This is a genomic window from Amycolatopsis sp. SB7-3 (assembly GCF_041021335.1).
GTDB lineage: Bacteria > Actinomycetota > Actinomycetes > Mycobacteriales > Pseudonocardiaceae > Amycolatopsis > Amycolatopsis japonica.
In genome coordinates this window covers 323,150-346,212 of record NZ_JBFPJQ010000007.1, presented here as the reverse complement: position 1 = coordinate 346,212, position 23,063 = coordinate 323,150, and the positions used below count along the sequence as shown (strand labels likewise).

The 23,063-nt window shown below is 69.1% G+C and carries 19 protein-coding genes; 1 reads left to right on the top strand and 18 read right to left on the bottom strand.

Annotation, left to right across the window (positions count from 1 at the left end):
- Nucleotides 1–319: 319 nt before the first annotated feature.
- From AB8M46_RS36265 to AB8M46_RS36225, 9 genes are all read right to left on the bottom strand, one after another.
- The gene (locus AB8M46_RS36265) at nt 320–937 is read right to left on the bottom strand and encodes a dTDP-4-dehydrorhamnose 3,5-epimerase family protein (RefSeq protein WP_037346437.1); all 618 of its coding nucleotides are present in this window, start codon (nt 935–937) and stop codon (nt 320–322) included.
- 19 nt (nt 938–956) lie between these two features.
- A complete protein-coding gene (locus tag AB8M46_RS36260; RefSeq protein WP_037346435.1) occupies nt 957–2,066 on the bottom strand; it encodes a DegT/DnrJ/EryC1/StrS aminotransferase family protein in 1,110 nt (369 codons plus the stop codon).
- The gene (locus AB8M46_RS36255) at nt 2,063–3,031 is read right to left on the bottom strand and encodes an NAD-dependent epimerase/dehydratase family protein (RefSeq protein WP_394363100.1); all 969 of its coding nucleotides are present in this window, start codon (nt 3,029–3,031) and stop codon (nt 2,063–2,065) included. The genes AB8M46_RS36260 and AB8M46_RS36255 overlap by 4 nt, the downstream gene beginning before the upstream one ends.
- Before the next feature lies 1 nt (nt 3,032).
- On the bottom strand, nt 3,033–4,442 hold the full coding sequence (locus tag AB8M46_RS36250) for an NDP-hexose 2,3-dehydratase family protein (RefSeq protein WP_394363099.1): 1,410 nt from the start codon (nt 4,440–4,442) through the stop codon (nt 3,033–3,035).
- 71 nt (nt 4,443–4,513) lie between these two features.
- Entirely contained in the window at nt 4,514–5,587 is a 1,074-nt protein-coding gene (locus AB8M46_RS36245; RefSeq protein ID WP_394363098.1) for an alpha-hydroxy acid oxidase, read from the bottom strand.
- Nucleotides 5,584–6,636: a 4-hydroxyphenylpyruvate dioxygenase gene (gene hppD / locus AB8M46_RS36240; RefSeq protein ID WP_378429291.1), complete on the bottom strand. Its 1,053-nt coding sequence runs from the start codon at nt 6,634–6,636 to the stop codon at nt 5,584–5,586. Before hppD ends, AB8M46_RS36245 begins: the two co-directional genes overlap by 4 nt.
- 110 nt (nt 6,637–6,746) lie before the next feature.
- Nucleotides 6,747–7,937, bottom strand: a complete 1,191-nt coding sequence (locus tag AB8M46_RS36235; protein ID WP_394363097.1) for a cytochrome P450 — start codon at nt 7,935–7,937, stop codon at nt 6,747–6,749.
- Nucleotides 7,938–7,951: 14 nt separating this feature from the next.
- Nucleotides 7,952–9,685, bottom strand: a complete 1,734-nt coding sequence (locus tag AB8M46_RS36230) for an amino acid adenylation domain-containing protein (protein ID WP_037346419.1) — start codon at nt 9,683–9,685, stop codon at nt 7,952–7,954.
- The gene (locus AB8M46_RS36225) at nt 9,682–10,512 is read right to left on the bottom strand and encodes an alpha/beta fold hydrolase (protein WP_037346418.1); all 831 of its coding nucleotides are present in this window, start codon (nt 10,510–10,512) and stop codon (nt 9,682–9,684) included. The genes AB8M46_RS36230 and AB8M46_RS36225 overlap by 4 nt, the downstream gene beginning before the upstream one ends.
- A gap of 166 nt (nt 10,513–10,678) precedes the next feature.
- Between AB8M46_RS36225 and AB8M46_RS36220 the strand changes: the two genes are divergently transcribed.
- The gene (locus AB8M46_RS36220; RefSeq protein ID WP_394363096.1) at nt 10,679–11,965 is read left to right on the top strand and encodes a PLP-dependent aminotransferase family protein; all 1,287 of its coding nucleotides are present in this window, start codon (nt 10,679–10,681) and stop codon (nt 11,963–11,965) included.
- 299 nt (nt 11,966–12,264) lie between these two features.
- Here the strand turns inward: AB8M46_RS36220 and AB8M46_RS36215 are convergent, their stop codons facing one another.
- The 9 genes from AB8M46_RS36215 to AB8M46_RS36175 form a co-directional block, all read right to left on the bottom strand.
- Nucleotides 12,265–13,305, bottom strand: a complete 1,041-nt coding sequence (locus AB8M46_RS36215; RefSeq protein ID WP_037346414.1) for a methyltransferase — start codon at nt 13,303–13,305, stop codon at nt 12,265–12,267.
- 63 nt (nt 13,306–13,368) lie between these two features.
- Complete coding sequence (locus tag AB8M46_RS36210) at nt 13,369–15,195, bottom strand: ArnT family glycosyltransferase (RefSeq protein ID WP_394363095.1); 1,827 nt, start codon at nt 15,193–15,195, stop codon at nt 13,369–13,371.
- Between the two features lie 13 nt (nt 15,196–15,208).
- Nucleotides 15,209–16,018 carry a PIG-L deacetylase family protein gene (locus AB8M46_RS36205; RefSeq protein ID WP_394363094.1) on the bottom strand — a complete coding sequence of 270 codons (810 nt, stop codon included), beginning with the start codon at nt 16,016–16,018 and terminating at the stop codon, nt 15,209–15,211.
- Nucleotides 16,019–16,050: 32 nt separating this feature from the next.
- Nucleotides 16,051–17,175, bottom strand: a complete 1,125-nt coding sequence (locus tag AB8M46_RS36200) for a glycosyltransferase (protein ID WP_394363093.1) — start codon at nt 17,173–17,175, stop codon at nt 16,051–16,053.
- A gap of 19 nt (nt 17,176–17,194) precedes the next feature.
- The gene (locus AB8M46_RS36195; protein ID WP_360082561.1) at nt 17,195–18,007 is read right to left on the bottom strand and encodes a class I SAM-dependent methyltransferase; all 813 of its coding nucleotides are present in this window, start codon (nt 18,005–18,007) and stop codon (nt 17,195–17,197) included.
- A 25-nt stretch (nt 18,008–18,032) separates the two neighbouring features.
- The gene (locus AB8M46_RS36190; RefSeq protein WP_394363092.1) at nt 18,033–19,247 is read right to left on the bottom strand and encodes a glycosyltransferase; all 1,215 of its coding nucleotides are present in this window, start codon (nt 19,245–19,247) and stop codon (nt 18,033–18,035) included.
- 16 nt (nt 19,248–19,263) lie between these two features.
- The gene (locus AB8M46_RS36185; protein ID WP_394363091.1) at nt 19,264–20,481 is read right to left on the bottom strand and encodes a glycosyltransferase; all 1,218 of its coding nucleotides are present in this window, start codon (nt 20,479–20,481) and stop codon (nt 19,264–19,266) included.
- Nucleotides 20,482–20,503: 22 nt separating this feature from the next.
- Nucleotides 20,504–21,661 carry a glycosyltransferase gene (locus AB8M46_RS36180; protein WP_394363090.1) on the bottom strand — a complete coding sequence of 386 codons (1,158 nt, stop codon included), beginning with the start codon at nt 21,659–21,661 and terminating at the stop codon, nt 20,504–20,506.
- Between the two features lie 12 nt (nt 21,662–21,673).
- A complete protein-coding gene (locus AB8M46_RS36175; protein WP_037346397.1) occupies nt 21,674–22,915 on the bottom strand; it encodes a cytochrome P450 in 1,242 nt (413 codons plus the stop codon).
- Between the last annotated feature and the right edge of the window lie 148 nt (nt 22,916–23,063).

Here is a 23,063-nt window from a genome sequence, read left to right as displayed (position 1 = left end):
AAGAGGGCCATCACGGTCGGCGCCGCCGCTGGGGCGGCGCCGTGTCGGGTCCGTGATGGCCCTCGTCGGCCGGGTGGAAGAGCTGTCAAGAGGTCGTGGATCGCGGTGTTCCGAGCAAGACCTGCTCCCAAGCGGCATTGGGGACGTTGAGCGATGCTGTTGGTCAGTTCAAGGCCGGATGGGTTTTCGATGGAGGTCGTGAGTGATAAAGAGCGTTAGAACGCTCTTTATCACTCACGACCCCGGCGCGAAAGCATCTTTGATCGTCCCTGACCCCACATTGGGGGCGCTGGGATCAGCGCCTTGGTGGAAGAGAAACTCAGGCGGAGAGCGAAACCCCGGTCAGCTGCCGCTCCAGTTCCACGCTGGTGGCGTAGTCGGGAAGCAGCCCCTGCCGCTCCGCCTCGGCGAGCGTGATGGCGGCCTGGTCGCGTTCGGACAGGGTCGGCTCCACCTCGGTGCCGACCGGCAGGCCCAGCGCGGGGTCCAGCGCCGAAAGGGCGAGTTCGTTCTGTGCCACGTAACCCGCGGAAAGCATGTACGACATGACGGTGTCGTCCTCGAGCGCCACGAAGGCGTGGCCGACGCCGACCGGGAAGTACATAGTCCGGAAGTCCTGCTGGTCCATCAGGACCGCGTCCCATTTCCCGAACGTGGGCGAGCCGACCCGGATGTCCACGACGATGTCCAGCGCCCTGCCGCGGGCGCAGTAGACGTACTTCGCGATGCCCGGCGGCGTCACGGTGTAGTGGATTCCCCGCACCACACCGCGTTTGGACATGCTGTGGTTCGTCTGCGCCACCGGGAAGAGCGGGCCGCCGTGGGCTTCGGCGAAGGCCTCTTCCTGGAACGGCGAGACGAACAGGCCCCGGTCGTCGGGGAAGACGCGCGGGGTGAACTCGATCGCGCCTTCGACGGCGAGTTTGCGTGCTTGCACGGCTTGCTCCTGTGCTCGGTCAGAGGGTGGAAAGGACTTCGCGGACGGCGTGGACGACCTTGTCCTGCAGGTCGGGTGAGAGCGCGGGGTACATCGGCAGCGAGAAGATCTCGCCCGCCAGCTTCTCGGTGACCGGCAGCGACCCCTTCTCGTAACCGAGGTGGGCGAATCCGGTCATGGTGTGCACCGGCCACGGGTAGCTGATGTTCAAGTGGATGTCGTAGGCCTTGAGGCGTTCGAGGATCTCGTCACGACGCGGGTGCCGCACCACGTACACGTAGTACACGTGCTCGTTGCCCTGGACGGTCTTCGGCAGCTTCAGTTCGGTGTCACCGAGGGCCTCGACGTAGCGCTGGGCGACGGCGCGGCGGCCGGCGGTGTAGGCGTCGAGCCGTTTGAGCTTGCGCCGCAGGATCTCGGCCTGAACCTCGTCCAACCGGCTGTTGTGGGCAGGCGTCTCGACCGTGTAGTAGCGCTCTTCCATGCCGTAGTAACGCAACCGGCGCAGCTTCGCGGCCACGTTCTCGTCCGACGTGATCGCCGCGCCGCCGTCGCCGTACGCGCCGAGCACCTTGGTGGGATAGAAGGAGAACGCGGCCGCGTCGCCGGTCGTGCCCGCGATCGTGCCGTTCTGCCGGGCGCCGTGCGCCTGGGCGCAATCCTCCAAAAGGGACAGTCCGTGCTTCGCGGCGAGTTCCTTCAGCGGTGCCATGTCCACACACTGGCCGTACAGGTGGACGGGAAGCAGGCATTTGGTGCGCTCGGTGATCGCGGCTTCGACCTGGCGGGTGTCCATCAGGAAGTCGTCCTCACGGACGTCGACGAAGACGGGAGTGGCGCCGGTGCCGTCGATCGCGACCACGGTCGGGGCGGCGGTGTTCGACACCGTGATCACCTCGTCACCCGGCCCGACACCCAGCGCCTGGAGGGCGAGTTTGATCGCGTTCGTGCCGTTGTCGAGCCCGACGCAGTGCCCGATGCCGTGGTACGCGGCGAATTCCGTCTCGAAGCCGCGCAGGCTCGCGCCGAGCACGAGCTGCCCCGAGTTGAAGACCGTCTCGACCGCGTCGAGCAGATCTTCGCGTTCGGTCTCGTATTCGGCGAGGTAGTCCCATACGCGCGTGGTCATGTGCGAGCCTTTCCGTGAACAGGGGTGGTCAGCGCGGCGACGGTGCGGCGCACTCCTTCGGGCAGTGAGATCTCCGGACGCCAGCCGGTGATCGCCCGGAACGGCGTGGAATCGATGGTGACGCTGCGCAGATCCGTCGCCGGCGCGTGCGACGGGGGTTCCACACAGGTCACGTCCACCGGCTCGCGTCCGGTGTGGTCGGCCATTTCCTTGGCCACGAGCCGGAAGACGTCGGCCAGCTGGTCTCCGCGGCCGGCGCCGAGCAGCCAGTGGCCGCCGACCAACGCGTCCGGGGCGGCCAGCGCGGCGGTGAACGCCGCCGCGATGTCCTCGACGTGGACGAGGTCGCGGCGCACGGTGCCGTCGCCCCAGATGGTGAGGTCCTGGCCGTCGAGCGCCCGCCGCGCCATCGCGGACACGACACCGCGGTCGAGGTTCGCGCCCTCGGCCGGGTTCTCGCCGAACACCGTGGGCAGCCGCAGGCTGATCCCGCGCACGAGGCCGTCGGCCGTGGCCTTCTTGAGGACCTGTTCCGCCGCCAGTTTCTGCTTGTCGTACGGGGTTCCCGGCTCGTCGGGCTCGCTGCCGTCGATCGGTTCCCTGGGCGGCACACCGACCTGCGACGCGGCCCCGCCGTAGATCACCAGCGGAGGTTTTCCGCTCACGACCTCGACGAGATCGCGCATCACGCCCAGGTTCACGCGTTCGGCTTCCTCGGTCTCGGCAACCCGCCAGCCGCCGTCCGCCAGCAGCAGGTACACGATCGCATCCGAGCCCGCGACCGCTTCGGCCAAAGCGGCGCGGTCGGTGAGATCGGCGGTGACGACGGTCGTTTCGGCCGGGCCGGGCGGCGGCGTGACCGGTCTGCGCGCCACCGCTCGCAACCGGATCGGTTGCCGCGCCAGCGCGCGGGTGACGGCCGAGCCGACGAAACCCGACGCCCCGAGGACGGTGATCAGCTTCATGTCATGCCTTTCCTCGCGGCTGCGCCGCCGCGGCGTTGATACAGGCGAGCAGGGTGCGGGCTTCGACGTTGACGTAATGCCCGTGCCGGGTGAGCGCGGTGAGCTGGGCGGGCGTGACCCAGGCGTAACCGGGCGGGGCCACGATCGTGTCGTCCGCCTCGATCGCGAGATAGCGGGCCCTGACGTTGAGGAAACGACCACCCTCCTCGGAATGTACCGCCTCGTACCGGATCCGCGAGCGCGGCGCGTCGAGGACGAAGTCGAGGAAGGGCGGGCGGCTCTCCGGCGGCAGGTGCGCGTAGTTGTGGGGCGTGCACTGGACGGTCGGGGCGAGCTCGACGGTGTCCAGGAAACCGCCGTCGGCGCGGGCGTGCACCAGGACGTGCGGCACGCCGTCGATCTCGCGTACGAGGAACGCGACGACCCCGGTGCCGACGGATTCCAGCAGCGGCTGGGTCCAGCTGATCTTCTCTCGGTTGCTGCCCTTGACCGCGACCGCGAGGACCTTGAAGTACCGGCCGTCCTCGTGCTCGATCGCTTCGACGCCCTGTTTCCAGCCGTCGACGTCCGTGAGCGGGATGCGCCGCGCACGGACGTCATGGCGCGAACGCTCGTTCGTGAACCAGGACAGGAGCTGGACGTCGGAAAGCAGCGCGCCGGAAGCCGTGTCGTGGTAAGGAAGACACGACAACACGCTCCTGGCGTTCATGTTGATCGTCTCGTCCTCGTGCATCAGCTCCGCGATCTGGCCGAGGGTGAGCCAGCAGAAGTCGTCCCACATCGGCACGTCGTCGACGGTCTCGACGATCATGTTGCGATTGGACTTGCGGAAGAACCAAGAGCCTTGTTCGGCCTGGAGGACGTCGACGATGATCCCCTCCGGATCGGGCGGGGCGAAGTACTCGATCAGTTTGACGTTCGTGCCGCCGTGCGCCTTGGTGTAGTTGCTGCGGGTGGCCTGCACGGTCGGCGAGAGCTGCACGAGGTTCGGGTTCCCCGGCTCCATCTTGGCCTGCATGAGGAAATGCAGGACACCGTCGAACTCCTTGGCCAGGATGCCGAGGATGCCCACCTCGGGCTGTTTGATGACCGGCTGCCGCCATTCGCGGTACGGCCCGTCGCCGTGGGGGCCGTCGGCCTCGACCACGTGCAGGCCCTCGATGGCGAAGAACCGTCCGCTGCTGTGCACGAGATTCCCGGTCACGTCCTCGAACCACCACTGGTCGAGATCGGCGAAGGGGATGCGTTCGACGTGGAAGACGTTGGCCTCACGGCGTTCGGTGATCCAGGCGCGGACGTCCTCGGTCCGCATGTGCACGCCGTCGGTCGTCGCCGCCGACCGGGCGATGCGGTCGGCGTGATCGCGATCGGCACGAGGACGCACCGTCGCGGGTGGAAAAGGGGCCAGCATCTGGGACCTCACCTTTCGCGTGGGTCGGGTGGGTCGTGAGTGGCGATTCGGGTTCTAACCCGAATCGCCACTCACGACCCGCTGTACCGAGTGCTCAACCGCCGGGCCGCGCTCACCGAGTCGCAGCCCGCCAGGCCCAGTGCGTTCCGGAGTTCGACGGCGAGCAGGTCGAGGACCTGACGGGCGCCCGCCTGGCCGTCCACGGCCAGCCCCCACATGAAGGGCCGCCCGATCAGTACCCCCGACGCGCCGAGGGCGAGCGCCTTGAGCACGTCACCGCCGGTCCGGATCCCGCCGTCCAGCAACACCTCGCAGCCGCCGGAGACGGCGTCCGCGATCTCCTCCAGCATCGCGATCCCCGGAACGGCACCGTCCAACTGACGGCCTCCGTGGTTGGACACCACGATCCCGGTGGCCCCCGCGTCGACGGCGCGCACCGCGTCCTCGACCGCGAGGATCCCCTTGAGCACCACCGGAAGGTTCGTATGCGCACGGACCGCCTCGACGGATTCCCAAGTGGCCGGGGCGAATTCGCGCGCGGTGTGATCGGCGACGGCGGAAAGCCCTTCGGTACGGCGATGCGCGGCCGCACCGGCGTCGAAGTTGGCCGCCGTCACCGATTCCGGCAACGCGAAACCGTTCCGCATGTCCCGCAACCGCCGTCCCATCCACGGCACGTCGACGGTGAACACGATCGCCTCGCAGCCGGCGTCCTCCGCCCGGCGCACGAGCTCCAGTGACCGTTTTTCGTCGCGCAGCCAGTAAAGCTGGAACCACGTCCGTCCGCCGACGGCCGCGATCTCCTCCAGGCCGACACTGCTCAGGGTGCAGATGGTGTACGGCACCCCGGCGTCACGCGCCGCCCGAGCCGCCGCGAGCTCGCCTTCGGGATGGAACAACCGCTGGTACGCGACCGGCGCGACCGCCACAGGGAGCGAAGCGCGCCGGCCGAGCACCTCGGCCTCGATGGTGCCACCGGTCAGGTCGCGCAGCATCCGGGGGATCACGAAGATCCGCTCCAGCGCGGTGCGATTGGCCGCCAGCGACGCCTCGGCGCCGCTGCCCCCGGCGAGGAAGTCCCAGATCTCGCCGGGCAGCGCGGTCCGTGCGGCACGTTCGAGGTCGTCCAGGCAGAGGTGGGTCATCGCCGGGCGGGGCCGAGCTTGCTCTGCCCGGTGCGCTCCAGCTCCACGGCTTCGTACAGGGCCTTGATGTTGGAGCTGCCGAAGGTTCCGGCGCCCTGCCGCTCGATGATCTCGAAGAAGATCGTCTTACGCGGGTGCGTGGAGGCGGTGAAGATCTGGAACAGCTGGCCGCCGTGGTCCTCGTCGGCGAGCAGCTTCGTCTCGCGCAGGTCGTCCAGCGAGTGCGTCTCCAGCTCGATCCGCTCGCCGAGCAGGTCGTAGTAGGCGTCCGGGGTCTTCAGGAATTCCACGCCGCGCGCGGAAAGCTCCTTGACCGCGCGGACCGCGTCCGGGCTGGTGAAGGCGATGTGCTGGACACCGGATCCGTGGTGCTCCTTGATGAAGTCGTCGATCTGGCCGGGGTCGGCGGTCTTGTCCGGCTCGATCAGGGTGAGCGTGACCGCGCCCGACGTGCTCTGCACGACGGTCGAGTTCATCGCCTGCGCGCCGACCACGATGTGCTCTTCGAAGATCTGCTTGAACCCGAGCGCGCGCTCGTAGAACGCCACCGTGGGGCCGAGGTCACCGGCGTTCAGGCAGACCGCGAAGTGGTCGATCACGCCCAGCTCCACGCCGCCCTTGCCGCGCGGGGCCTCCTCGGCGCCGTCGCTCTGGATCAGGGTGTGCACGACATCGCCGAAACCGCTGACGGTGGCCGTGAGGACCGAGTCCGCGCCCTTCTCCGGCTCGCGGAGGGGTTGCGCGCCCGCCTTCACCGCGGCCTCGAAGGCGGCGGCCACGTCGGGGGTGCGCAGTGCGATGTCGGCCACCCCGTCACCGTGGGTCTGCAGGTAGGTGGCCCCGGGGTGGCGGTCCGACAGCGGCTCGGTCAGCACCAGCGCGATCGAGCTGTGCCGCAGCGTCACGCTCCGGTGGTCGGCCGACCGGTCGGTGGCCGTGACGGAGAAGTCGTACTTGTCCAGCCAGCCGGACGCGGCCACCTCGAGGTTGGCCACATACATTTCCACATAGTCGATCTCGAAATTCTGCGTGTTTTCGTGAGAAGACAAGACATTCCTCCGTGGAATAGATGTAATCCTCGATCACAGGATGGCGCGAAGCCATTTCCGCATCAATGGTGTCCGCTTGACACTTCCGTCCACATCGGACGGACGTCGGGTCAGCGACCGGTGAACCGCACCGGGAGTTCCCGGTATCCCTGCACGACGACCGCCCGCAACCAGGACGGGTCCTTCACCAGCTCCACCCGCGACACTCGTTCGGCCACCTCCCGCAGCACCACCGCCAGCTCGATCCGCGCGAGCGCGGACCCGAGGCAGTGATGCATGCCGTGCCCGAAAGCGATGTGCCGGTTGGGTTTCCGCCCCGGCCGGAACGTGTCCGGATCGTCGAACACGGCGGGATCCCGGTTCGCCGCGGGAAGCCACGCGACCACCGGCGTGCCGGCTTCGAGGTCGCGGCCGTTGATCGTGACGTCGCCGGTCGTCACCCGCAACACGTGCATCGCGGGCGAAGTCCAGCGCAAGACCTCGTCCGCGACGGTGTCGACGTCGGCGTCCCCGTCCCGCACCTGGGCCAGAAGTCCCGGCACGGTGGCGAAAGCGTGCACCGCGCCGGTGATCGCGTGCCGCGTGGTCTCGTTGCCGCCGATCAGCACGTTGTCGCAGTTGAGCAGGACGTCGTCGATCGAGAGCTCGTCGTCGGAAAGCAGGGTGCTGACGAGATCCTCACCGGGACTCGCCCGGCGAGCGGTGATCAGCTCGTCGAAGTAGACGAGGATTTCGGTGTGCGCCTGACGCGGGGTCATCCCGTCGAACAGTTCGTCCTCGCCGCCGAACGCGTGGTTCGTCAGGTCGATGAGCATGTCCTGGTCTTCGGCGGGCACACCGAGGATTTCGCAGACGACGGCGGCGGGGATCCGCGGGCCGATCGCCGCGGCCACGTCGCACACCTCGGCGTCGAGCACCCGGTCGAGGACGCCGGTCACCTCGGTCCGCACCCGTTCCGACAGTTTCCGCGCCGCCGCCCGCGAAAGCAGCGGCCCCACCAGTTTGCGCAGTTTCCGGTGCTGGTCCTGTTCGGAGACCACCATCATCTGCCCACCCGAGTTGTCGGGATGATCGCGGTCGAAGCCGATCATCATCCCGTACTCGGAGGTGAACGGCGCCGACGGCGCGAGCACCGCCGCACACGCCTGATGCGAGAACACGGACCAGAAACCACTGGGCGAGCTGCCCGGCCCGCTCCACACCATCGCGTCTTCCGCCGCGTACTCGCGCCACCGCTCGTGCCGGGCCAAGGTCGTGTACAGGTCGGGATCGCCGAGGTCGACGGCTGTCGTCGTCTGCATGAATGGTCTCCAGGTCAGGTGTGTGCGCCGTCGAGCACCTTGGCGAGCTGAGCGACTGTCGGGGCGTCGAAGAACGCCTGCACCCTCAGCCGGATCTTCAAGCGTTCGCGGACGCGGCTCACGAGCCGGGTCGCGAGCAGCGAATGGCCGCCGATCTCGAAGAAGCTGTCCTCCACCCCGACGGTGCTGACGCCGAGCACTTCGGCGAACAGCTCGGCCAGGATGATCTCCGTGGGGGTGAGCGGCGCCCGTCCGGCCGCGCGTCCGGCGTGCTCCTCTTCGGGAGTGGGCAGGGCGACCCGGTCGATCTTGCCGTTGGGCGAGACCGGCAGGCTGGGCAGACCGACGACCACGTCGGGCACCAGATATCCAGGCAGCTGTTCTCGAAGCGGTGTCAGGAGTTTTTCGGTGGGCACGCGTTCGCCTCCGGCACCGACCACATAGGCGACGAGCCTGTTCTCGTGCTCGGTCACCACCGCCTGGGCCACGCCGTCCACCGCCAGCAGGGCGGCTTCGACCTCGCCCGGTTCGATCCGGTGGCCGCGCACCTTCAGCTGGTCGTCGACCCGGCCGACGAAGACGTACTGACCGTCCGGACGCGTCCGCACCCGGTCTCCGGTGCGGTACATGCGCCCGCCCGGGCCGCCGAAGGGATCCGGCAGGAACCGTTCCGCGGTCGCGGCCGCTCTTCGGAGGTAGCCGCGGGCGAGACCGGGGCCGACCGCGTACAGCTCGCCGACGTCGCCGTCCTCGACGGGACGCAGCCGGTCGTCCAGGACATAGGTACGGACACCGGTGATCGGCCTGCCGATCGGCGGCGTCTCCTCCCCGGTCAGCGGCTCGCTCGCGGTGACCGCCACCGTGGTCTCGGTCGGACCGTAGGCGTTGATCATCACGCGGTCCACGGCCCAGCGTTTCGCGACCGGGGCCGGGCACGCCTCGCCGGCGACCAGGAGGGTCAGCCCGGCGGGCAGGCCGCCCGCCTCCTCCAGCGGCGCCAGCGCCGACGGCGGCAACGTGACGTGGGTGATCCGCTGGTCGCGCACCAGCCGGGAGAGCGGCTCACCGGGCACCAGATCCGGCGCGGAAGCCAGGACGAGACAGCCGCCCGCCTGCCAGATCGGCCAGAATTCGGCGACCGCGGCGTCGAAGCTGGGTGAGGCGAAGGCCAGCAACCTGCTGCCGGGCCCCAGTTCCTGACGGCGCACGTAGTCGTCGGCCAGGTTCGGGATCCCGCGGTGCGTGACCAGCACGCCCTTCGGACGGCCCGTCGAACCCGAGGTGTAGATGACGTACGCGGGGTGGTCGGGACGCAACGGGCCGATCCGGTCCTCGTCGCCCAGGTTCGGCTCTTCCCGGCCAGGCTCCCGCGCCACGCTCAGGATGACGGGAGCGCCGGTCACGTCCTGCCCCGGCAGGCACAGGAGGCAGTGTGCCGCCGCGTCGTCCAGCATCTGCCGCTTGCGTTCCTCCGGATAGTCCGGATCGACCGGCACGTATGCCGCGCCCGCCTTGTGCACGGCCAGAATCGCGATGACGAACTCGATCGACCTCGGCATCGCCAGCGCGACGAGCCGCTCCGGGCCGACGCCGTGCGCGACGAGCCGCCGGGCGAGCCGGTTGGCCTCGCCGTTCAGCTCGGCGTAGGTGAGGGTGGTGCTGTCCATCGCCACCGCGGGCCGATCCGGCAGCACCGCTGCGGTCGCCTCGAACAGGGCGGGGGTCGTGGCCGCCGAAAGGACGGTCATACGGTCTCTCCCAGTGTCTCGCGCGATTCGGTGCGGAGGAACCGGATCAGCTCGCGGTTCACCGCTTCCGGGTTCTCCAGGTAGCCGAAATGCCCGCACTCGGGAATCGTGCGGTAGGTCGCGCCGGGGATCGCGGAAGCCAGCTCCAGCCCGGCCGCCGGTGGCGCCACGAGGTCGTGCTCGAAGGAGACGACGTGACAGGGCACCTTGATCTCCTGGTAGAAAGCGAGGCGATCCGGCAACGCGCTCAGCAGCAACTGCGACCGGACACCCGGCCCCCAGGAGCCCGCCGCCGCGAACAGATCGAGCCAGTCTCCGGTGAGATCGTCGTCGGCGAGCGTCGCGGGCCCCAGGTTGTGCATGGCGCGGACCGCGGCGAGGAAACCCGGCGGCAGCTCGATGCCCTGCTCGATCAGCTTCGCCTCACCCTCGGCGAGCTCGCGCTGGACGAGACTGCTCTTGCCGCAGGCGGCCATCAGCACGACCGATTCCAGCAGTTCCGGATGGGCGAGCGCGACCTCTTGCGCGATATAGGAACCCATCGACGTACCGACGATCCGGCACGGCACCGCGTCCAGATAGTCGATCAGTGCGGCCACGTCCGCGACGAGGTCTTCGATGGTGAATCCGTCCGCGCCGTCGTCGCTCGGCGGGATCCCGCGATTGTCCATCGTGATCACCCGGAAACCGGCGGCGCGGAGCGCGGGCACCTGATGCAGGTCCCACACCGAACTCGGCGCACCGGTGCCGGTCAGCAGAAGGACCGGCGGACCGTCGCCACAATCGTTGTAGGACAACCGGATCCCGTTCTCGGTTGTCATCAGCATGATGCTCCTTGAGGGAAAAGGGCTGCTGCGCCGAGACGTGGCGCGAAGCCGACCGTACCTTCGGAGATCCGGTGTCCGAGAGCACCGGTGATGGACAATTCCCGGGAAATGGGGCGTCCACCGCCTCTTCTTGACACTCCGGCGGCCGGTGGAAATCCTAGTATTCATGGATTCAAACGGTCTGTCCACTCACTTGAACGTGGAAACGCTGCACGGATCGCTCACCGATCCGGCCATCTCGTCGATGAACCTGCTGAACGAACTGATCGACGAATACCCTGTGGCCATTTCCATGGCGGCAGGCCGGCCGTATGAAGAGTTCTTCGACATACGACTCATTCACACCTACCTCGACGCCTATTGCGACCATCTCCGGCGCGACCGGAAAATGGACGAGGCCGTGGTGACGCGCACGCTCTTCCAATACGGCACCACCAAGGGCGTCATCGCCGATCTCATCGCCAGGAACCTCGCCGAAGACGAGAACATCGACGCCGCCCCGGAATCCGTCGTCGTCACGGTGGGCGCGCAGGAGGCGATGTTCCTGGTCCTGCGCACGCTGCGGGCGGGCGAGCGCGACGTGCTGCTCGCCCCCGCCCCCACCTACGTCGGCCTGACCGGAGCGGCGCTGCTCACCGACACTCCCGTGTGGCCGGTGCGGTCGAACGAGAACGGCATCGATCCGGACGACCTCGTGCTCCAGTTGAAGCGCGCCGACGAGCAGGGCAAGCGGGTGCGCGCCTGCTACGTGACCCCCAACTTCGCCAATCCCACCGGCACCAGCATGGACGTGGCATCGCGCCACCGGCTCCTCGATGTCGCCGAGTCCCACGGAATCCTGCTCCTGGAGGACAACGCGTACGGCCTCTTCGGCTCCGAGCGGCTGCCCTCGCTGAAATCCCTCGACCGGTCGGGATCCGTGGTCTACCTCGGTTCCTTCGCCAAGACCGGGATGCCCGGCGCCCGGGTCGGTTTCGCGGTGGCCGACCAGCGGATGACCGACGGCGGCCTGTTCGCCGACCAGCTTTCGAAGCTCAAGGGCATGCTCACGGTGAACACCTCGCCCATCGCCCAAGCCGTGATCGCCGGGAAACTCCTGCTCAACGACTTCAGCCTCACCAAGGCCAACGCGCGGGAAATCGCTATCTACCAACGGAACCTGCGGCTGACGCTCGATGCGCTGGAGCGCGGGCTCGGCTCGTGCGAGGGCGTCAGCTGGAACACGCCGACGGGTGGTTTCTTCGTCACCGTCACGGTTCCGTTCGTCGTCGACGACGAACTGCTCGAAACCGCCGCCCGCGAACACGGCGTGCTGTTCACCCCGATGCACCACTTCTACGGCGGCAAGGGCGGATTCCACCAGCTCCGGCTGTCGATCAGCCTGCTCACGCCGGAACTGATCGAAGAGGGCGTCGCGCGGCTCGCGGCGTTGATCAAGCCGCGGCTTGCCTGAGCTCGGCTACGCGTGAAGGCCCCCATCCGTTGGTGAGGATGGGGGCCTTTTCGTGCGCCGGGTGCGGGTGGGTGACGCGAAAGCCACTTTCACAACGTTGAAGGTTGCGAAAGTGGCTTTCGCAACCCTTCCCGCACCCGCGACCGGCCTCTCGGAAGTACGTGAAGGCCCCCTTCACTGCGTCTAGCGCAATGAAGGGGGCCTTCACGTACCTCCAGCGAAATGAGGCATGTCGCGAAAGCCACTTTCGGGACGTCAGACGTCCCGAAAGTGGCTTTCGCGACACCAACCGCTGTCGGTCAGGGCTTCGTACCGGTCACCAGCGCGTGCTCGAACGGCAGCTCGACCGAGCGCACGTCGACGCAGCCGACCGACTTGAGCCACGCCGAAGCCTCGGCCTGCGGCCAGGCCATCCCCCGCCCGGTGGCGAGAATGTTGAGGTACAACGAAAGCCGCGCCGAAAGCGGGCCGCCGGTCTCGTCGTCCGCGGCCGCGAAGCCGTAGATCGAGATCTTCCCGCCGGACGGCAGCACCTCGTACGCCTTGGCCAGCAACATCACGCACTGCTCGGCCGTGAAGGTGTCGAGGACGTGACTGAACAAGGCGTGGTCGGTGCCGCCGGGGAACGGGTCCGTCAGCAGGTCGGCCGGGTGCAGGGTGAGCCGGTCGGTGACCTCGGCGGGCACCCGCTGTTCGGCGAGCGCCACGCTGCTGGCCAGGTCGAGCAGGGTGGCCTTGAGGCCGGGGTTGGCCTTCAGCAGGGCCGCCGCCGTCGTGCCGTCACCGCCGCCGACGTCGAGCAGATGCCGCGACGACTTCACGTCGATGTGCTCCAGCAGCCCCGGCATCGTCTGCAGCGAGAACGCCGACATCGCCGTGTAGAAGATCCGCGCCTTCTCCGGGTCGTTGCCGAGCCGCGCGTACAGCGTGTCGCCCGGGCCTTCGAGGGCGTCGAGGGCCTCGTTGGTGCCGGCGCGCAGCGCGGAGGTCATCCGCGCGAACGCCGGGTAGTAGATGGTCTTCCAGCTGAGCAGGATGTGCTGCCAGCTCTCCGGCCCGGTCGTGGCGAGCAGTTCGGTCGCGACCGGGTGGTTCACATAGTCGACGCCCCGCTTCTCGATCAGGCCCGAGGTGGTCAGCGCGAGCATCAGCACGCGGACCTTGTGCGGCTCCAGGCCGGTGAACTCACCGAGCGCCGCGGCGTCGGCACCGCCGCGCTCTTCCAGGAAGTCGAAGATGTCCAACTCGATGCCGGACACCACCGCGTTGAACAGCGCGGGGCCGTTGGCGATCAGCTGGAAACGACGGTGGACCTCGGTGGAGTCGAGCGATTCCTGCATCTGCAGATTTCCTTTCCGGCCGGCGGAGACTTCCGCAGACGTTGAGAACGACACCGGCCCGCCTCAGAAGGAGCCGGACGCCGGTCCGGCATTGGCGTCGAAAGAGCTGCCGGAGTAATCGGGATGGAGTACGGAGAAGGCATAGGTGGCGGGCGCGGCGATCATCGCCACGACCCCGAGTACGAGCGCCGCCGTGACCAGGGATTTCGACGCGCTTTCCCGCACTCGCGCCAGGATCAGCACGACGAGGGCGGCGACACCGAGCACGAGCGTGCCCCATTTCGCCCACGGCAGGAAGTTCGGGTAATGGGACCACAGCCAGGCGCCCCAGGCCAGTTCCGCGGCGATCGCGACCGGCAGGATCCAGCCCTGCCTGCCGCCGTTGCGGTACGCCCGCCAGAAGGTCACGATGCCGAGCCCGGAAAGGGCCGCGATCGCGGGAGCGAGTGAGGCGACGTACGCGGTGTGCGCGACGTCGCTCGCGCTGAAGACGAAGAGGAAGGTCACCAGCCAGACGCCCCACATCACCAGTCCGCCGCGCACCGGGTCGGTGCGTTCGGCGCGGCGCCACCACCAGAGCCCGCACAGCAGCGACAGCAGGGCGAGCGGGAACAGCCAGGCGATCGCGACACCGAGGTGACCGTCGAGGAGTTTGGTCGCCCCCATCGGATCCGCTCGTGTTTCCACTTTGGACTGATCCGGCTGCGGACCACCCGGACCGAGCGGCTGGTCGCCGTCGGCCTTCGGGCCGACGTTCCCGTTCTGCTCGTCTTGGTGCTTGGTCCCGAAGTTCCCGTTCTCGTCGAGACCCTGACCACCACCGGGACCTTGCGGATCCCCGGGGCCGCCTTCCGGCCCGCCGGGGCCGCCACCGGGGCCGTCACCAGGACCGCCCTCGGGGCCACCAGGACCACCAGGACCGCCAGGGCCACCGGGGAAGTCGCCTGGACCGCCGCCGGGGCCGCCCGGGCCGAGCGACGGCAGGCCGCCGCGGCCGTTGGGGTCTTCGGCGCCGGGCAGGTGGACGCCGATGCGGCCGAGACCGTTGTAGCCGAACACCATGGCGAACGCGCTGTTGTTCGTGGTGCCGCTGACATGCGGCCGCGCGCTGTCCGGGGTGAAGGTGTAAAGCGCGATCCACGACAGCGACACCGCCAGCGTCACCACACCGGCGATCCCCAGATGCGTCACCCGGCGGCGCAGCTCGACCGGGGCGGTGAGCAGATAGCCGATGGCCAGCGCGGGCAGGATCATCCACGCCTGCACCATCTTCGCCTGGAAGCCGATCCCGACCCAGACACCCGCCAGCACCAGCCACTTCAGCCGCGCCTCGAGCACGGCGCGCTGGTAGGCGTCGACGGCGAGGACCAGGCACATCGTGAGCAGGCCGTCCTGCATGCTGTGCCCGAACATCGACGCGAGGACCGGGGTGAGGGTGAAGACGCCGGCGGCGAGCAGGCCGGGCACCACTCCCGCCCAGCGCCGCACGACCCGGTACATCACCAGCACCGAGATCACGCCCTCGATCACCTGCGGCAGCGCCAGCGACCATTCGTGATAACCGAAGATCTTGGCCGAGATGGCCTGCGGCGCGAACGATCCGGCGAGTTTGTCGAGCGTGTACGTGGCCCCCGGGTCGACGGTTCCGTAGAAGAACGCCTTCCAGCTCTCGGACATGCTCTTGGCCGTGTCCGAGTACAGCGGCGCGAAGTCGACCCTCGGCAGGTTCCAGGCGTAGAGGACCAACGCCACGAACGCGATGCCCAGCAGTGCCGGACGCGCCCACGGCGGCTGATCGGCGGGCGAACGCCAGAACGCCCAGCGGCCGCGCCCGCCCTCGGGGGCGGCGTCCGATGATGGTGACGGCAGATGAGTGAGCGTTGCGGACACTCCGGTACCTCGCTTAACCGTTGTCTTCGTCGACGAGAACGGGCCAGATGGTTTCGCCGAATCCGCCCCGCGGTGAGTTCTTCCGCGCGTGCTCGTCCAGCCTCGCGAAGAGATTCTTGTTCCGGCCGTTGAGCATCGTCAGCTGGGAAGAATAGCACTCGACGGCTTCGTTCTTCCGTTTCCAATTCTCCGCTGTCGCGGGAAGGAATTCGGAATCACCGAGGCGGAAACCGGGTGGCAATTCGATCTTTCCCGGAGTGAACATCGAATACGGGAGGTCTTCCCACAGCCGTATCGGAACGTTCATCGCACGCGCGGCGGACAACGCGGCGTCACGGGTGGCCAGGTTGTCGGGATGGTCGACGACGGCCGCGCACGTGACGATCAGCGTCGGCTCGAATTCGGCGACGATCGCCTCGATGTCGTCCTCGATCTCGGCGACGAGACCGTCATCGCCCGGTGAATCCTGGGCCACCGCGAGCTTTTGCCCGCCCTCCACGTGATCCGTGAGCCATCGGCCGTCCGGCAGCCTCCGGTAGATGGAGTCGAGGAACCGGCCGTGCCGGTACGCCAGCCCGAGACGGGCGAGCGCGGCGATGTCCTCGGTCCGGCGATGGAGGGGCGCGTCGTCCTCCGGGGAAAGACCCCAGACCGCGTGCATGCGTTCCGCCGCCGCGGAATACGGAGGGGGCGCCGTTCCGGCGAAGACCGTGTTGACGAGCACCTCCGCGCCGTCCCCCGCCGCTCGGGCGAGACTCGCGCCGAGGGAAAGGACCGCGTCGTCCAAATGCGGGGAAATCGCCAGCAGCCGGCGTGGGGACATGGTGCTGATTTTGGTCACCGCCTTGTCGCGCTTCAACCGACGAGCCTGGACAGCGCCTGTGCGGCCACCGTCGTGCCGTCGGTGCGGATCGTGCCGGCGACGGCCTTCGCGCGGGCGCGGGTTTCCGGCGCCAGCGCGGTGACGAGCGCGGCGGACAACGAATCGACCGTCGGGTTCGGGCCGTCGTGCGCCACGCCGATACCCAATTCGGCCACCTTGGCGGCGAACTGCGGATGATCCGCGATCTGCGGGACCACGATCTGCGGAACGCCGGCCAGCGCGGCCACATGCGTCGTCCCGGTGCCGCCGTGATGGACGGCCGCGGCGACCCTGCCGAACAGCGCCTGCAGGTTCTCCTCACCGACGGCCAGGCAGTCGGCGCCGTCGTCGGGCAGCGTCAAACCGGCCCAGCCGGTGGAAAGCACGACCCGGCGGCCCTGCGCGCGGATCGCCTCGACGGCCACCTTGGCGATGTCGGCGGGGGCGGGCGAGCAGCCGAAGCCGACGTACACCGGCGCCTCGCCCGCGGCGAGAAATGCTTCCAGTTCCGCCGAAAGCGGCCGATCGTCGGGATGGATCCACGCACCGGTCCGGACACCGCCGCCGGCCGGGGCCAGGACGGGATCCGCCGCCAGGAAGGGATTGTCGGTGCTGCTGAAGTCGTACAGGTTCTTCACCGGCGGGAGGCCGATCGTGGCGCGCAGTTCGTTCAGCGCGCCGCCGAACATGCCGTCGGCGCCGTTGTTGTACATCCCCCGGTGTTCGGGCGACGGCACGAGCACCGGCGAAGGCACGACGTAGAAGTACGGGATGCCCAGTTTCTCGGCCACCGAACGGACACCGATCGCGCCCGACAGCAGCCCGGTCGCCACCACCGCGTCACAGCCCTCGGCGGCCGCCGGGATCTTCTCGAACTGCTCGGCGATCCCCGCGATCGCGGCCTCGGGCGATTCGGGCGGTCCGCCCAGCGCGCCCGCCTCTTCGAGCACCGGCTTGCCGACGACGACGTGCGGCACGCCGGCCTCGGCCAGCCGCGCGGTGTAGTCCGGCGGGGCGCACATCCGCACCTCGTCGCCCCGCTCGCGCAACCGGAGTGCCAGTGCCACCAGCGGTTCGATCTCGCCGCGGGTTCCGTACGACCAAAACAGCACGCGCATTTCGTATCCCCTGGATGCTTCAGCGCCGGACCGCGGCGATGCCGACCGTGGCGTAGTTGATGGTGAACGAGCCGCCGATCTCGTCGATCGCCGAGCCGAGGTACGCCAGGAACCGGGCACGCGCGTCTTCCGCGAGGTGGTTGAGCCCGCCCTGGGTCGGGATCTGGTCGAGCCATTCGTCCCGGGTGCAGACGCGCGACCACTCGAAGCGCAGTTCCTCCGGCTGAGTGAACGCGCCGGTCCGGAGGATGCCTTCGGCCGCCTTCACGTACTGCTTGGCGTAGATCTGCTCGACGTACTCTTCGACGTCTTCGTCCTTTTTGGACGGTGGCTCGAACTTCACGTCCGGCATCGCGTGCCGGTACGCCTCCCCCTGCGCGGTCATGACGGCTTCCGGGAGTTCGAACCCGTTGTCGAACAACGCGATCAGCCCCTGGGGAACGAGTACGTCCGCCACCTTGGCCGCGCCCGCGAACGGGTCGACCCAGTGCCACGCGGTCCCCGAGGTGACCGCGTCGAAGGTGCGGCCCGCCGGGTCCCAGTCCTCGAACTTGGCGACCTCGACGTCGAGCCCACGCCTGCGGGCGACCTCCGCCATCCGCGCGTCCGGTTCGACGCCGAGCACCGTGCAGCCCGCCGCCTGGAACGGGCGCGACGAGAGGCCGGTCCCGCAGCCGACGTCCACGAAGTTCTTGCCGGGGCTCAACGAGACGATCCGGTCGACCAGTGCCTCGGGATAGGTGGGCCGGGCGCGGTCGTACCGTTCGGCGTCGGCGCCGAACCACTGCGCCATCTGCCGGTTCTCGTGCGGTGCTGCAGCCAGATCGGACATGTTCCTCACCCTGGTCGGTTGATGGTCAAACGGAAACGTGGCCGACGGCGGCGCGCAGGCGCTCCGCGGCCACGGTCGTCCCGTCGCCGCGGAGCGTGGCCGCGACGGCCTTCGCCCGGGCCCGGGTCTCCGGGGAGAGCGCGGTGGCGAGCGCGGCGGACAGCGAGTCGAAGGTCGGGGCCGGGCCGAACTCCTCGAACGCCACACCGATGCCCAGCGCGGCCACCTGCTCGGCGAAGTACGGCTGATCGGTGATCTGCGGCAGCACGACCTGGGGGACGCCCGCCCGCGCGGCCACGGTCGTCGTACCCCCGCCGGCGTGGTGGACGACGGCGGCGACACGGCGGAAAAGCGCCTGCAGATTCACCTCACCGACGGCGAAGCAGTCGGCTCCGTCGTCGGGAAGCGCCATGTCCGCCCAACCGCGGGAGAGCACCACCCGGTGCCCCTGCGCGCGGATCGCCTCGACGGCCAGCTTCACCGTGTCCGCGATCTCGGGCGTACTGCCGAAACCGACGTAGACCGGCGGCGCTCCGGCGGCGAGGAACGTTTCCAGGTCCGCGGGAAGCGGCCGCTCGTCCGGCAGGATCCAGGCGCCGGTCTGGACGGCGCCGAGTTCCGGCCGAGGCGGGGCCAGGACCGGATCCGCCGCCATCCAGGGCCGCTCGGTGAAACCGTATTCGACGAGGTTCCCCACCGGTGCCAGGCCGAGCGCCGCGCGACGGCCGTTGAGCGCGTCCGCGTAGCGCTGGGAGAAGACGTCGGTGTAGAAGTCCCACAGCGCCCGGTTGTCGTCCATCGCCTCCGCGGGCGGCCGTCCGTCGCCCCGCGACAGCGGCGGCGGGTAGTACGGCGACGGCAGGTAGATCGGGCAGTAGGCGGCGTAGAAGTACGGGATGCCCAGGCTTTCCGCCACCGACCGCACGGCGATGGCGGCGGAGAGGACGCCGGTCGCCAGCACCACGTCACAGCCCTCGGCGGCCGCCGGGACCGCGTCGAACTGCTCGGCGAGCTCGTCGGCGGGACGCCTCGGTTCCGGGCCTTCCGCCATCCCCCGCATCATGGCGCGCAACGACTGCCCGACCGGGACGACCTCGATACCGAACTCGGCCAGCCGCTCCACGGTGTCCGGCGGCGCGCACACCCGCACCTCGGTGCCGAGTTCCCGCAACCGCACCGCCAGCGCGACCACCGGCTCGACGTCGCCGCGGAGTCCGGTCGTCGACAACAACACACGCATTTCGTATCCCCTGAGTTCAGACGGAAACGCGGTCGACCGCGTCGAGGAGGAATTTCGCGGCCACGGCGGCCCCGTCGGTGCGGATCGTGCCCGCCACGGCCGCCGCCCGCTCACGGACCTCCGGGGCGAGCGCCGTCTCGAGCGCGGCGGACAGGGACTCGAAGGTCGGCGTCGGGCCGTCGTGCGCTACGCCGATGCCCAGTTCGGCCACCCGGCCGGCGAAGTACGGCTGGTCCGCGATCTGCGGGACCACGACCTGGGGAACACCCGCCCGGGTGGCCGTGGTCGTCGTCCCGGCGCCACCGTGATGGACGGCCGCGGCGACCCGGCCGAACAGCAGCTGCTGGTTGCCCTCCCCCGCGGCGAAGCAGTCGCTCCGGTCGTCGATCAGCGCCAGATCGGCCCAGCCACGGGAAAGGATCACGCGGTGTCCGTGGGCGCGCACCGCCTCGACGGCGACCTTGGCGGCCTCTTCGGGGGCGCGCATGCTGCCGAAACCGACATAAACCGGCGGCGGACCCGCGGCGAGGAACTCCTCCAGCTCCGCGGAAAGCGGCCGCACGTCGGGCAGTGTCCAAGCGCCGGTCTGGACGACGTCGAGATCCGTGGGCTGCAGCGGGGCCAGCGACGCGTCGGCCGCGAGCAAGGGGTGATCGGTGAAGCCGTAGCCGAAGACGTCCTCGACCGGCGGCAGGCCGATCGCGGCCCGCTGGGCGTTGAGCGGCTCGCCGAACCGCCTGAGGGCGCTGCGGCTGTTGCGCTCCCACAACGCGCGGTTGTCGGCCCCCTCCGGCGCGGGCGGCTCGCCCAGCGGAGGCGGCGGCGCGTAGTGCGGCGACGGGATGAAGCGCGGGCAGTAGAACCCGTAGTAGTAAGGGATGCCCAACTTCTCGGCCACCGACCGGACGGCGACCGCGGTGGCCAGCATCCCGGTCGTCACCACGACGTCACAGCCCTCGGCGGCGGCCGGGACCTCGGCGAACTGGACGGCCATCGCCTCGGCCGAAAGCCGCGGCCCGTCCTCGGGCGACGGCGGTTTCGCGTCCTTGATCGCCGTGCGGGTCGACTGCCCGACCGGCACCAGCGGGACACCGACCTCGGCCAGCCGCTCGGAGGAGTCCGGCGGCGCGGCCATCCGCACCTCGGCCCCCGCCTCCCGCAGCCGTACCGCCAACGCCACCAGCGGTTCGACGTCTCCGCGGCTTCCGGACGTCGCCAGCAACACGCGCTTCACGTAATTCCCCGATCTCTTCGTTTCAGGCGGGAACCGACGGCTTTTCGCGGCTGACCGCGTCGCGCAGCAGGTCCACGGCCACCGTGGTCCCATCGGCGCGGATGGTGCCGGCGACCTCGGTCGCTTTGGCCCTGGTCTCGGGATCCAGCGCCGTGGTGAGCGCGACGGACATGGCCTCGAAGCTCGGCGCCGGTCCCTCCAGGGCGACCCCGATCCCCAGCTCGGCGACCCGGTCGGAGTAGTACTGCTGGCCGACGATCGACCGCACGATGATCTGCGGGGAGCCCGCCCGGGTGGCGATATGGGTCGTGCCGGTGCCGTCGTGATGGATGGAGACGGCGACCCGGCGGAACAGCTCCTGCAGGTTCACCTCGTCGACGGCGAAGCAGTCGGCCTCGTCCTCGGGCAGGTCCAAACCGGCCCAGCCGCGGGAAAGGATCACGCGGTGGCCCTTCGCGCGGATGGCCTCGATGGCCACCTTCGCCGCGTCGGCGGTGCCGGACGAACTGCCGAAACCGACGTACACCGGCGGCGCTCCGGCGGCGAGGAACGCCTCCAGATCCGCGGGAAGCGGCCGCTCGTCGGGCAGGATCCACGCGCCGGTCTGCACGGCTTCGTGCCGCGGCTCCAGCGGCGCGAGGATCGGATCCGCCGCCAGCAAAGGCTTTTCGGTGGAGCAGTAGTCGAAGAGGTTCTTCACCGGCGCCAGGCCGATCTCGGCACGTTTGGCGTTGAGCGCGTCGCCGAACAGGCCGTCGGCGCCCTGGTTGTACATCTCCCGCTGCGGTGCTTCGAGGTGGCTCGGGAGGTGGATCGGGCACAAAGCGACGTAGTGGTAAGGGATTCCGAGCTTCTCGGCCACCGACCGCACCGCGACGGCGCCGGACAGCAGACCGGTCGCCACCACGACGTCGCAGCCTTCGGCGACGGCGGGCATCTGGTCGAACTGATCGGCGATCCCGGCGGCCGCGAGCTCGGGGTCCCGTCCCTCGCCGTCGTTCATCCCGCGGTCCGGCCGGGCGACCGGCACCAGCGGCACGTCGAGCTCGGCCAGCCGTTCGGCGCTGTCCGGCGGCGCGCACACCCGCACTTCCGCGCCGGATTCCTTCAGTCGCGCCGCCAACGCGACCAGCGGTTCGACGTCGCCGCGTGATCCACACGCCCACAACAACACGCGCATTGCGCTTCCCCTCTACCAGGTGACCGGCAACTGATCCGGGCAGTCGATGAACGCGTTCCGGAGCTTGACCTCGTCGTTGGACACCGCCAGGCGCAGCCCGGGGAATCGCTGCCACAGCGACTGATACGCCATCCGCAGCACCGACCTCGCGATCGCGGCGCCGATGCAGTAATGGATGCCGTGCCCGAATCCGACGTCCGAAACCGGCGGGCGCCGCGCGTCGAGAACGTTCGGGTTCGGCGTCAGCGCTTCGTCGCGGTTGGCCATCAGGATCGAGCAGAGGACGTAATCCCCCGCCTTGATCAGCTGTCCGCCGACGACGACGTCCCGGAGCGCCATCCGCGGATTCGGCTGTTGCACCGGCGAGAGATAGCGCAGCAGTTCGTTGACGACCCGGTCCGCCTGCTCGCGGCCTTCGAAGAGCAACTGCTTTTGTTCAGGGTTGTCCAGGAGCGCGAGCACCCCGAAGCCCAGCATTCCCGCGACGGTCTCGACACCGCCGAGGAGCAGCGCCGTGCACAGGCCCTTCAGCTCGTCGTCGGTGACGTTGTCCCCGTGTTCGCGCACCAGCATGCCGAGGAAACCGTCGTCGGGATCCTTGCGCTGGCGGGTGATGAGACCGAGCAGATACTGGTTGAACGCCGCGCTGTCGGCCGCCCTCGCCTTGAAGCCGCGGCTGAGGTCGACGTTGCGCCGGATGCGGCGGATGAACTCGTTGCGGTCGTCGCGCGGGATGCCGAGCAGTTCACAAAGGACACCGCCGCCCACCGGATCGGCGAAAAGTCCTTGTACGTCAGCGGGTTTGCCTTCGGCCTCGACCTCGTCGAGACGTTCGTCGATGAGTTCCTGGATCGCCGGTTCCAGCCGCCGGATCCGCCGGACGGTGAACTCCGGCGTCAGCATCCGGCGCAGCCGCGTGTGCTCGGGCGGGTCGTAGGTCGAGATCTGCCCGACGAACTGCGGCGCCATCGGGACGTCTTCGCCGTTGGTCGTCCGTTCGGCCTCGGCCTCGGTCAGCCGGGGGCGCGTCGTGAAGTTCTCGTGGTCGCCGAGGATCTTGCGCACGACGTCGTACCCGAGTGCCTGCCAGACATAGCCCTTGCCGAGCTGCGTGGACGCGTCACCGAGAATCCGGACCAAGGGGCCCTTCTCCCGCAACGTGAACATGTCCTCATGCGGGTCGCAGTGCGTCCTCATCATGTAGTTCGCGGTCGGCTCCACGGCCGGCGCGACCTCGTCGATTGCGTGCTCCATACCGAGTGGAAGCTCCTTCATAGACCAGGAATCGCGGTCCGGCCCGGGGCCGCGCCGCAATCTTCATCCGCGATCGGGCGGGACGTCCAGCGCCGTCATGGACGACGGGTGCGTACTAGGTCCGGCGGGTCGTGAGTGGCGATTCGGG

What these genes read in the sequence shown, in the direction of transcription:
- AB8M46_RS36260 (WP_037346435.1), bottom strand. Translation starts at nt 2,066, where the DNA reads ATGACCACGCGCGTATGGGACTACCTCGCCGAATACGAGACCGAACGC.
- AB8M46_RS36255 (WP_394363100.1), bottom strand. Translation starts at nt 3,031, where the DNA reads ATGAAGCTGATCACCGTCCTCGGGGCGTCGGGTTTCGTCGGCTCGGCC.
- AB8M46_RS36250 (WP_394363099.1), bottom strand. Translation starts at nt 4,442, where the DNA reads ATGCTGGCCCCTTTTCCACCCGCGACGGTGCGTCCTCGTGCCGATCGC.
- AB8M46_RS36245 (WP_394363098.1), bottom strand. Translation starts at nt 5,587, where the DNA reads ATGACCCACCTCTGCCTGGACGACCTCGAACGTGCCGCACGGACCGCG.
- AB8M46_RS36235 (WP_394363097.1), bottom strand. Translation starts at nt 7,937, where the DNA reads ATGCAGACGACGACAGCCGTCGACCTCGGCGATCCCGACCTGTACACG.
- AB8M46_RS36230 (WP_037346419.1), bottom strand. Translation starts at nt 9,685, where the DNA reads ATGACCGTCCTTTCGGCGGCCACGACCCCCGCCCTGTTCGAGGCGACC.
- AB8M46_RS36225 (WP_037346418.1), bottom strand. Translation starts at nt 10,512, where the DNA reads ATGCTGATGACAACCGAGAACGGGATCCGGTTGTCCTACAACGATTGT.
- AB8M46_RS36220 (WP_394363096.1), top strand. Translation starts at nt 10,679, where the DNA reads ATGGATTCAAACGGTCTGTCCACTCACTTGAACGTGGAAACGCTGCAC.
- AB8M46_RS36215 (WP_037346414.1), bottom strand. Translation starts at nt 13,305, where the DNA reads ATGCAGGAATCGCTCGACTCCACCGAGGTCCACCGTCGTTTCCAGCTG.
- AB8M46_RS36205 (WP_394363094.1), bottom strand. Translation starts at nt 16,018, where the DNA reads ATGTCCCCACGCCGGCTGCTGGCGATTTCCCCGCATTTGGACGACGCG.
- AB8M46_RS36200 (WP_394363093.1), bottom strand. Translation starts at nt 17,175, where the DNA reads ATGCGCGTGCTGTTTTGGTCGTACGGAACCCGCGGCGAGATCGAACCG.
- AB8M46_RS36195 (WP_360082561.1), bottom strand. Translation starts at nt 18,007, where the DNA reads ATGTCCGATCTGGCTGCAGCACCGCACGAGAACCGGCAGATGGCGCAG.
- AB8M46_RS36190 (WP_394363092.1), bottom strand. Translation starts at nt 19,247, where the DNA reads ATGCGTGTGTTGTTGTCGACGACCGGACTCCGCGGCGACGTCGAGCCG.
- AB8M46_RS36180 (WP_394363090.1), bottom strand. Translation starts at nt 21,661, where the DNA reads ATGCGCGTGTTGTTGTGGGCGTGTGGATCACGCGGCGACGTCGAACCG.
- AB8M46_RS36175 (WP_037346397.1), bottom strand. Translation starts at nt 22,915, where the DNA reads ATGGAGCACGCAATCGACGAGGTCGCGCCGGCCGTGGAGCCGACCGCG.